Origin of the sequence: Salinibacter sp. (assembly GCF_036626415.1) — a bacterium.
Taxonomy (GTDB): Bacteria; Bacteroidota; Rhodothermia; order Rhodothermales; family Salinibacteraceae; genus Salinibacter.
Genome location: NZ_JAZKRW010000111.1, coordinates 1 through 9,824, shown reverse-complemented (window position 1 = coordinate 9,824; position 9,824 = coordinate 1). Strand labels below are relative to the sequence as shown.

At 65.0% G+C, this 9,824-nt stretch carries 6 protein-coding genes and 1 pseudogene; 4 read left to right on the top strand and 3 right to left on the bottom strand.

Annotated elements, in window-relative coordinates:
• Nucleotides 1-56 precede the first annotated feature (56 nt).
• The gene (accC, locus tag V5A20_RS11205; protein ID WP_332316878.1) at nucleotides 57-1,586 is read right to left on the bottom strand and encodes an acetyl-CoA carboxylase biotin carboxylase subunit; all 1,530 of its coding nucleotides are present in this window, start codon (nucleotides 1,584-1,586) and stop codon (nucleotides 57-59) included.
• Between the two features lie 126 nt (nucleotides 1,587-1,712).
• On the opposite strand from accC, the gene V5A20_RS11200 reads away from it, so the two are divergent.
• Together V5A20_RS11200 and V5A20_RS11195 are read left to right on the top strand one after the other, a co-directional pair.
• Nucleotides 1,713-2,687: a J domain-containing protein gene (locus tag V5A20_RS11200; RefSeq protein WP_332327365.1), complete on the top strand. Its 975-nt coding sequence runs from the start codon at nucleotides 1,713-1,715 to the stop codon at nucleotides 2,685-2,687.
• Between the two features lie 411 nt (nucleotides 2,688-3,098).
• The gene (locus tag V5A20_RS11195; protein ID WP_332316880.1) at nucleotides 3,099-3,674 is read left to right on the top strand and encodes an AP2 domain-containing protein; all 576 of its coding nucleotides are present in this window, start codon (nucleotides 3,099-3,101) and stop codon (nucleotides 3,672-3,674) included.
• 45 nt (nucleotides 3,675-3,719) lie between these two features.
• Here the strand turns inward: V5A20_RS11195 and typA are convergent, their stop codons facing one another.
• Complete coding sequence (typA, locus tag V5A20_RS11190; RefSeq protein WP_332316881.1) at nucleotides 3,720-5,546, bottom strand: translational GTPase TypA; 1,827 nt, start codon at nucleotides 5,544-5,546, stop codon at nucleotides 3,720-3,722.
• Between the two features lie 314 nt (nucleotides 5,547-5,860).
• Between typA and V5A20_RS11185 the strand changes: the two genes are divergently transcribed.
• Both V5A20_RS11185 and V5A20_RS11180 read left to right on the top strand, forming a co-directional pair.
• A complete protein-coding gene (locus tag V5A20_RS11185; RefSeq protein ID WP_332316971.1) occupies nucleotides 5,861-7,243 on the top strand; it encodes a TrpB-like pyridoxal phosphate-dependent enzyme in 1,383 nt (460 codons plus the stop codon).
• Nucleotides 7,244-8,240: 997 nt separating this feature from the next.
• A complete protein-coding gene (locus tag V5A20_RS11180) occupies nucleotides 8,241-9,107 on the top strand; it encodes a mechanosensitive ion channel family protein (RefSeq protein ID WP_332316972.1) in 867 nt (288 codons plus the stop codon).
• A gap of 160 nt (nucleotides 9,108-9,267) precedes the next feature.
• Here V5A20_RS11180 and V5A20_RS11175 read toward each other — a convergent pair.
• Nucleotides 9,268-9,824 (bottom strand): annotated as a pseudogene (locus tag V5A20_RS11175) (AFG1/ZapE family ATPase); the annotation flags it as partial.

Sequence of the window (9,824 nt, the reverse complement as noted above, 5' to 3'; positions counted from 1 at the left end):
CGGTCGCTCAGAATGACTCTCGAATAAACGTATTTCTGCGTGTTTACATAGCTTCCTTACGATGCGTGCTGCCGCCGGCGCCGCCATGGGCTCGGCCCCGCCTGCCCGTCGCCCGACGCGATCGTAGGCGCCTCCTCGTCCTGGGTCCGAGCGTGATAGAGCGTAGCCGCCAGGGCCGCGAGCTCGTCGCGCTTGGGGTCCTCAAGCTGGAGCGCTGACGGATCAAACTCCTCGTCGACGAAGTGGGTCGTGAAGTCGCCGGCGCGGAAGCCCTCGTGCTGCATCGCGAAGCGGCAGAACGGGATGGTGGTCGCCATGCTCGCCACCTCGTACTCGTCGAGCGCCCGGACCATGCGGTCGATGGCCGCGGTGCGGTCGCGGCCCCACGTGGTGAGCTTCGAGATCATGGGGTCGTAATGGATGAGGACCTCTCCCCCTTCCTCCACCCCGGCGTCCACCCGCACGCCAAACCCCGACGGCGCCGAATGCCGGTTGAGCGGCCCGGGGTCCGGCAAGAAATTGGAGGCCGGGTCCTCGGCGTAGACGCGGCTCTCGATGGCGTGCCCGTTAATCGGCAGGTCGTCCGTGCCGTATCCCAGCGCCTCCCCCTGTGCTACGCGTAGCTGCTCGGCCACGAGGTCGACGCCCGTCACCCACTCCGTGACCGGGTGCTCTACCTGCAGGCGCGTGTTCATCTCCATGAAGTAGTAGTTCAGGTCCGCGTCCACCAGAAACTCGACCGTCCCGGCATTCCGGTAGCCACACGATTTCGCCGCGGCCACGGCTGCCTCCCCCATCTCGCGACGTACCTCCGGCGTGAGGATCGACGACGGGGCCTCCTCGATCACCTTCTGGTGGCGACGCTGGATGGAGCACTCGCGCTCGAAGAGGTGAATCGTATTCCCGTGGTGGTCGGCCAGAATCTGAAACTCGATGTGACGCGGCTCTTCGATGTACTTCTCTATGAAGACGCGCCCGTCGCCGAACGACGACTCGGCCTCGCCCTGGGCCCGGTCCATCGCCCCGGCAAAGTTCTCCGGCTCGTGGACGATCCGCATGCCTTTGCCCCCGCCGCCCGCCGCGGCCTTGATGAGCACCGGATAGCCGATCTCTGCGGCGATCTCTTCGCCCTCTTCGGTGCTTTCCACGGCGTCGGTCGTGCCCGGCGCCATGGGTACGCCGGCATCCTTCATGAGCTGACGGGCGGCGGTCTTGTCGCCCATCGCGCGGATCGCCTCGGGCGGCGGCCCCACGAAGTGCACGCCGGCCTCGGCACAGGCCTCGGCGAAGTTCGCGTTCTCCGACAGGAAGCCGTAGCCGGGATGGATCGCGTCGGCCCCGCTGCGACGTGCCACCTCCAGGATCGCCTCCGGGTCGAGGTACGACCGGGCGGCCTCCGCCGGGCCGATGTGGTAGGCCTCGTCCGCCCGCCGCACGTGGGGCGCCGCGCGGTCCGGCGTGCTGTAGACGGCGACCGTGTCGAGGCCCTGCTCGTGACAGGTGCGCAGGACCCGAACGGCAATCTCGCCGCGATTGGCGACGAGGACTTTGTCAAGGGGACGGGATGTCACGGCAGGGTCCGTCATTTCGTCTGAGTGAACGCTGTGGCACGAATTCTGTTATGAGGGGCACATCCAAGAAGACCCTACGGGCCCGTTCAGGCCACAGGGTCTGGCTCGCCGACTGATTCAACAGTGTTACTCTCCGCCGCCATGCCGCAGGCCAAAGACCTCTACGACGTGCTCGGCGTCGACGAAGACGCGAGCCAGGAGGAGATCAAGAAAACGTACCGGACACTCGCGCGCAAGCACCACCCCGACCGAAACCCGGACGACCCGAACGCCGAGGAGACGTTCAAGGAGATTCAGAAGGCGTATTCCGTCCTCTCGGACGAGGAGAAGCGCAAGCAGTACGACGCCCAGCGCCGCTTTGGCGGCGGGGGGGGCTTCGGCGGAGGGGAAGGCGGCCGCGGCGCGTGGGGCCGGTCTGCCGGCGGCGGGCCCGAGGTCCGGTTCGAACAGGGCGGCTTTGACGATGCCTTCGACGGCCGTGGGGGCGGCGGCCTCGGCGACATTTTTGAGAACTTCTTCGGTGGGGGAGCCCAACCCCAGGGCCGAAGTCCTTTCGGCGGCGGGCAGCAACAGCAGCGGCGACAGCAACAGCGACGGGGCCGACAGGGCGGCCGAGACATCGAGACAACGCTTCGCCTCTCTTTTCGGGAGGCCCTGGACGGCGGCCGTAAGCAGGTAGAACTTCCCTCGGGCGAGTCGATCCGGCTCAAGATCCCAAAGGGCGTGCGGGATGGATTCAAGATTCGCCTGAAAGGCCGCGGACAGGCCGGGCCAATGGGACAGCGCGGCGACCTGTACGTAACGTTCGAGGTGGGCGACCATGCCCGCTTCGACCGCAGGGGCGACGACGTTCACCTCACGGAGACCATCGGCATGTTCGAGGCGGTGTTCGGCACGGAGGTGCGCGTGCCCACCCCCTACGGCCAGAACCTCAAGCTGTCCGTGCCCGCCGGCACACAGCCGGGCGAGAAGCTGCGCCTGAAGCGCCAGGGCGTGCAGACCGAGGATGGGCAGGGCGACCTGTACGTTGAGATCGACGTGAACATCCCGCAGGACCTTTCACAAAGGCAGCGCTCCACGCTCCGCAGTGCCGCCGAGGACGCAAATCTACTGTAGCTGCCTCTCAGGGCCCACCCCCGACCGCGCCCTGGGGGGTCACAGCAGCACCGGTTGCACTTCTCCGGTGCTGTTTTGCATATTTGAGCGTCGCAATGCTCGCATCGGACAGAACCGCCTTCGACGCCGCCCGGGAGATTCTGTTTTCGGGGGACCCCTGTTCTCCGAAACGCCGCCCAACGCCCTTTTCATCCGGGTGTTGCCCCCCCTCGGATCGGCGAATGCCCGTTTCTATGGCCTCTTGCTGTCTAGATTCTCGTCGGCCATGTTCTTGGTTTCCATCCCGACCGAGAGCCCTTGCCCCGAGCGATAGGTCTTCGGCCTCGAAGTCCCTGTCCGACGTGCGTCGACCTCGGGCCTTTGTCCAGGCCCACCCCACCAGCACACTGATCGCCCTGACGCCCATCCCCCATGTCCGACAAACCGAAGAACGTTTTTCGCATCGACATTGAGCCCACCGAAGAGAACCCGGACCGCCATCCGACCCACGGATGGCAGGTGCGCATCAAGCGCCAGAAGGAGCAGTACACGAAGTACTTCTCCGACAAGCGCCATGGCGGCCGCGAGGAGGCCCTTGACAAGGCCGTCGACTACCGGGACGAGTTGCTCGACGAACTGCCCGAGCCGATGGACCCGGTCCAGCGCTCGGCAGAGGCGCGGTCGACGACCGGCGTGATTGGCCTCAACTTCTGCTGGAAAGACGACGGCAGCGGCACGCCCAAGCCGTACGTGCAGCTCAGTTGGCTCGAAGATGACGACACGCGCCGCAGTGCGGCCTACTCGGTTCGCAAGTGGAACCTGCGACGGGCCGTGTGGAAGGCCTGTGCCCGCCTCCACGAGGCTCGCGCGGAGCACGACGGGGAGGCCGAAGAGGTGAACGACATGTTCCAGACGGCCTTTCCCAACATTCGAGACCAATACGAGGACGGCCCAGACGGCGAGGGCCTGCCGGAGGAAGATGAAGAAGTGGTGGAGCCCACCGCCTGACCCCGGACGAACCAGGGGCCCGCGTCCTTCACGCCCCGCCGCGGCCTATCCGGCCGCCTGCTCTTGCTGCGCCCGCCGACGGGCCTTCGGCTTGCGATGGCGCTTGCGAAGGCGGTAGGCCTCCGGGGTGACCTCCACGAGTTCGTCCTCGCGGATGAACTCGATCGCGTCCTCCAACGACATCTCACGCGGGGGCGGGACGTGCTCCAGCTCGTTGCCCGCCGCGGCACGCATGTTGGTGAGCTGCTTCTCTTTCGTCACGTTGAGGTCGAGGTCCTGGGGCTTGTTGTTCTCGCCCACGATCATGCCCTTGTAGACCCGGTCGCCGGGTGCCACGAAGAAGTCGCCCCGGTCCTGGAGCTCCATGAGGGCGTAGGGCGTCGTCTCTCCCTCGCGGTCGGCCACGAGGGCGCCGCTGGTACGGTGCGGAATCTCGCCCGCCCACAGCCCAAACTCTTCGAAGCGGTGCGTGAGGAGCCCCGTCCCTTTCGTGTCTGTGAGAAACTTGGACCGGTAGCCGATGAGACCGCGGCTGGGCACCCGAAAGGTGAGGCGGACGCGCCCGCTGTCCTGGTGCACCATGTGCTCCATCTGTCCCTTCCGCTCCCCGAGGCGCTCCATCACGATGCCCATGTGCTCCTCCGGGATGTCGATCTCCGCGGTTTCGTAGGGCTCTCGGGTCTCCCCGTCGACCTCCTTGGTGATCACCTGCGGCATGCCGACGCAGAACTCGTAGCCCTCCCGCCGCATCTGCTCGATCAGAATCGCCATCTGCAACTCGCCGCGGCCGTAGACGCGCAGGGCGTTGGCCGTGTCGGTCTCTTCCACCCGGATGGCCAGGTTGTTGCGCGCCTCGTCGAAGAGGCGGTCGCGAAGCTGGCGCGAGGTCACGTACTCGCCCTCCTGCCCGCTGAAGGGCCCGTCGTTGATCCGGAACTCCATCGACATGGTCGGCGGGTCCACGTCGAGGGGCGTGAGCGGTTTGGGGTGCTCCGGGCGCGAGAGGCTTTCCCCAAGCCCGATGCCCTGCACGCCGGCGATGGCCACAATGTCGCCCGGGCCGGCCGCATCGGTCTCTTCACGCTGGAGCCCCTCGTACGTGAAGAGGGCCTTCACTTCCGCCAGCTCCGTGCTCCCGTCCCGGTGGCAGAGAGACACCTGCTGCCGGTCGTGAAGGGTGCCCTGCTCCACGCGCCCAATGGCCACCGGGCCCAGGTAGTCGTCGCGCTGTACGCTGGTGACGAGCACCTGCAAGGCCCCATCAGGGTCGCCCGTGGGCGGCGGGATCTCGTCGATCATGGTCTCGAAGAGCGGGCGAAGCGTCGTCCACTCCTCGTTGTCGAGGTCCGTCTTGCAGCGGCCCTCCGTGGCCACGGTGTAAAGCACCGGAAATTCCAGCTGCTCCATGTCCGCCCCGAGATCAATGAAGAGGTCGTAGATCTCGTCGAGCGATTCCTCGGGACGGGCGTCCTTGCGGTCAATCTTGTTGAGGACGACGATGGGCGGGAGGTCCAGCTCCAGCGCCTTCTGTACCACGAAGCGGGTCTGCGGGAGCGGCCCCTCCGCCGCGTCTACCAGGAGCATGATGCCGTCCACCATGCGGAGCGTGCGCTCCACCTCGCCCCCAAAGTCGGCGTGGCCCGGCGTGTCGACGATGTTGATCTTTTTGCCCTCGTAGCGGATGGCCGTGTTGTTGGCCATGATGGTGATGCCCTTTTCCCGCTCCAGGTCCATCGTGTCCATCACGCGCTCCTGCACCGTCTCGTTGTCGCGGAAGATGCCGCTCTGCCACAGCATGGAGTCCACGAGGGTGGTCTTGCCGTGGTCCACGTGGGCCACAATGGCGATGTCGCGAAGATCGGTCTGCTTCATGGCGGGGCAACGGTTGGAATGGACCTGCGGGGCACTGCGCCGAAGTGTGGGGCATTCCCGCGCAAATTTAGGTTGGATAGGAGGTTAATACTCATACACAGGGCGGACGTTCATTGACCGGCATCTCAGCGGGGCTTCGGGACCGAATTGGAGTAGACTTCGTAGGCGGAGGTCCTTGCCTCACTGCCGCCGGGATGTCCGCGGGGTGTCTCTTACGTCATCTTCCAATCCGTGAGCGCCACCCCCTTGACCGTCTGGCACCGCAGAATCACCTTAACACCTGTTCTTCCGTTTGTCACCAGTCTTATTCTCCGATGTCCAACGACCAGCAGACCAAATATCTTCTCTCCGAGGCGGAGCTTCCTACACACTGGTACAACCTGAACGCCGACCTGGGCGCACTCGGGGTGGAGCTGGCACCAGTGCTCAACCCCGAAACGCATGAGCCCGCCGGGGCGGGCGCCCTGGAGGCCATTTTTCCTGAGCCCCTCGTGCAGCAGGAGATGGGCACCGAGCGGCATGTGGCCATCCCCGAGGCGGTGCGCGACGTGTATCGCCTCTGGCGCCCGACGCCCTTGTACCGTGCCCGCCGCTGGGAGGAGAAGCTGGGCACGCCGGCCAAAATCTTTTACAAGTACGAGGGCGTGAGCCCCACCGGCAGCCACAAGCCCAACACGTCCGTCCCTCAGGCCTACTTCAACGCCGAGTCGGGCACCACGCGCCTCACCACTGAGACCGGTGCCGGACAGTGGGGCAGTGCGCTCAGCTTTGCCGCGCAGATGTACGACCTCGACTGCGAGGTATACATGGTGCGCATTAGCTACGAGCAGAAGCCGTACCGCCGCGTCATGATGGAGACATGGGGCGCAACGGTCACACCCAGCCCCAGCGAGAAGACGCAGGCCGGGCGCGACGTACTGGCCGACGATCCCGACACGAGCGGCAGCCTCGGCATCGCCATCAGCGAGGCCGTCGAGCGGGCCGCGCAGGACGAGGCGACCAAGTACGCGCTCGGCAGCGTGCTGAACCACGTGCTGCTGCACCAGACCGTGATCGGGCAGGAGGTCACGAAGCAACTGGCCCAGGCCGGCGCCGGGGAGCCGGACGTGCTCGTGGGCTGCACCGGCGGCGGGAGCAACTTTGCCGGGTTCTTCTACCCCTTCCTCGAACGCCACGTGGACGGCGACGCCCCGCTGCCCCGGATCGTGGCCGTGGAACCGACCGCCACGCCCACCCTCACGAAGGGCCACTTCGAGTACGACTTCGGCGACACGGCACGGATGACGCCGATGATGAAGATGCACACGCTGGGACACGACTTTGTGCCCCCGCCCATCCATTCCGGAGGGCTGCGCTACCATGGCATGAGCCCCCAGATCAGCGCGCTCCTGGACGCCGGCATTATCGAGGCCACGAGCACGCCGCAGATCCCGATGTTCGAGAGCTGTGAGGAGTTTGTGCGGTGCGAGGGCCTCCTGCCCGCGCCGGAGGCCGGGCACGCCGTGTGGGGCGCCCGCAACGAAGCCCTGACGGCGAGGGAGGCCGGCGAGGAAAGGACGATCGTCTTCAACCTCTGTGGCCACGGCCACTTCGACCTCAGCGCGTACGAGGGCTTCCGGGCCGGGGAGCTGGAAGACTTTGCGCTGCCGGAGGACGAGATCGAGGAGAGCCTCGCGGCGGTGCCGGACGTAGCGTAAGGCGGCGGTTGCGTGCGCCTGCACGACGGGGAGCAGCGAGGCAGACTACGCGTCCGCCGGAACTCGCGCCCGCAGGCGCTGGGAATCATGCGGTGCGTGCCCTTCGCACGCAGACGAGAGGCATCGAGCAGCGGCTGGGCAACCTCGACACGGAAATCCGGACATCACGTTTGATCTGCAAAAAAATGTCTCGTACAATACATTTGAAACGATGACGAACATGTCATGTACGAAGAGTCTTTCAGCAAATCCCCCTTCGCATTTTCCGAACATCTCGGGTAGACAAAGAAATGCTATTTAGTGCATCGAGGGGGAAGTCTCTGGGCAGACCCTCCGCGGAGGACACGAGCAGTCCGTGTTTGGGCCAATCCGACGGGTCGTTCCGTCGAATCGCCGTTGGAGTCCAACGGTACCTGCTTAGCCAATCACCGCCGGGGACGCGAGTGGTCCCTTATAAAAACAATCGTGCAGATCCACTGGTGATGTGTCAAACCTCAATGTTCTATTGTCATTCCGGCCAAGGCTCTGTTAGGAGCCGCAGCCCGGAGACGACTTCCATCCGCGAAGGCTTTCGGGATACTTCCTCGCTGTCGCTCAGGGCGCTCCCTCCGGTCGGGGCGCTGAGCCGGAATCTATCCGACCCGTCACGTCGAACCTGCACGAAAAATGACCGGCGATAAAGGCAAGAAACCGGGAAACGGTTTGCCTTTTCCTAGCGGTTTATGGATCCCGGATCTCCGCTTCGCACCCCGGGAGTACTCGGTCGCTTTGCTCACAGCGCTCCGTCCGGGATGACAGCGGGTTGAGTTTCTACTCGAAGAATCAGCATTGACACGGTACTAGGTCGCCGGGTTCGTAACACTTCCATGATCCGAGAAGGATCGAGCTCAGATCAGGTCTATCACCTTTGCGTCTCGGCATCGGTCTCACGAATCGACATCCGTCGGTTCTGAGCATCCTCTCACTCGCATATCACACATAAACACCAAGGTCTATCATGCAGATGCTTGAAAACTTCGACTACAGCAGTCTCGTGCCGCTTCTTCTGGACGTGGCCGGGGCAATCGTTCTTCTCATCATCACCTTCGTGGTGGCGGGCTGGGCCAAGCGTGCCACCCGCCGATCGATGGAACAGTCGGACCTGGACACCACGCTGAGGCGGTTCTTTTCGAGTCTCGCCCGCTATACCGTGCTCATTCTGGGGGGCCTGGCCGTGCTGGGGGTGTTCGGCATCTCTGTGGCGAGCTTCGCTGCCGTCCTGGCCGCAGCGGGGTTTGCCGTCGGCATGGCGTTGCAGGGGACCCTTTCGCACTTTGCATCGGGCATCATGCTTTTGATCTTTCGGCCCTTCACGGCTGGAGACAAAGTCTCGGCGGCCGGGGTGACGGGGAAGGTCGTGGAGATCGGCCTCTTTACGACGCTGTTCGATACCGTGGACAACCGTCGCCTCATCGTTCCGAACGGTGCCATCTACGGGTCGACCATCGAGAACATTACCCATCACGACACGCGCCGGGTGGACGTGAGTGTGGGGACAGAATACGACGCGGACTTGGGCACTGTGCGGTCGGTGCTGGAGCAAACGGCTGCCTCCATTGAAGACGGGTTCAGCGATCCGGCACCGCAGGTGTATCTGTCCGAACTGGGCGGTTCGTCAATCAACTGGTCGGTGCGCGTGTGGGCGAAGACGAGCGACTACTGGGCGGTGAAGGAGCGACTGACGCACGCGGTCAAACAGGCGCTGGACGAGCATGGCGTCGGCATGCCGTACCCGCAGATGGACGTGCACCTTGACAACGTGGGACCCACGGACGGAGAGGAAAAGGCCACGACGCGCGATGGGGGCCCGGCTTCGTCCGCCTGACGGAGAGCCCCCTGACTGGGGCTGGAATCTCCCCCTAGTGATCGGAGGGCTTGCATCGTTCGTGCTTGAGGCACGCTGGTTCGTGGAGGCCGCCGTCGGGGTGGTGGCGTACCTGCCGGCTTTCGGTACTGGCTCCTCAGCGCTAGGGGGACGTGTGGGCTCAAGGCTGAACCGCTCCTTCTCGTTCGGCAGCCTGAATCCGACACAAAGCGTGGAGACGCGAAACAGTGCGGTCAAACTTTTCGGCCACGGCCCGCGCGATGCCGGCGTGCTGCTCCGGCGCAAACCAGTCGTCCGACGACTGCCCGGCGGTGAAATACAGCGAAGGGGCGTCCTCGTGGAGGTAGAGCGCGTCGACGATACGGAGGAGCCGAAAGGCGTCGTCGGTATTCTCAATCGCGATGTCCTCGATGAAGAGGTGATCGAGCGCTGTCAGATCGTCGATCAGGTTGGAGTGTGCCGTCTCCGTGGTAGCCTGCCGCAGATCGTCGAACGACCACCACCGCGCGGCCCCTGACACGTCCGCCCAGACCGGCCGCATCGCCTGCCGTGTGACGTCCGGCGGCCCGATCCACCCCCGCCCCGACTGCTGGACCTCCCGAGTCCGGCGGTAGTCGTCTCCCCGCACCGGAACGACGCGGTATGACTCTCGCACCTCCCTGCGCAGGAATCGCTGGATGCGCCCGTCCCCGAGCTGAGTCGCCACGGACTGCTCCG

Coding starts and splice junctions, on each gene's coding strand:
- V5A20_RS11200 (WP_332327365.1), top strand. CDS start 1,713: ATGCCGCAGGCCAAAGACCTCTACGACGTGCTCGGCGTCGACGAAGAC.
- typA (WP_332316881.1), bottom strand. CDS start 5,546: ATGAAGCAGACCGATCTTCGCGACATCGCCATTGTGGCCCACGTGGAC.
- accC (WP_332316878.1), bottom strand. CDS start 1,586: ATGACGGACCCTGCCGTGACATCCCGTCCCCTTGACAAAGTCCTCGTC.
- V5A20_RS11185 (WP_332316971.1), top strand. CDS start 5,861: ATGTCCAACGACCAGCAGACCAAATATCTTCTCTCCGAGGCGGAGCTT.
- V5A20_RS11195 (WP_332316880.1), top strand. CDS start 3,099: ATGTCCGACAAACCGAAGAACGTTTTTCGCATCGACATTGAGCCCACC.
- V5A20_RS11180 (WP_332316972.1), top strand. CDS start 8,241: ATGCAGATGCTTGAAAACTTCGACTACAGCAGTCTCGTGCCGCTTCTT.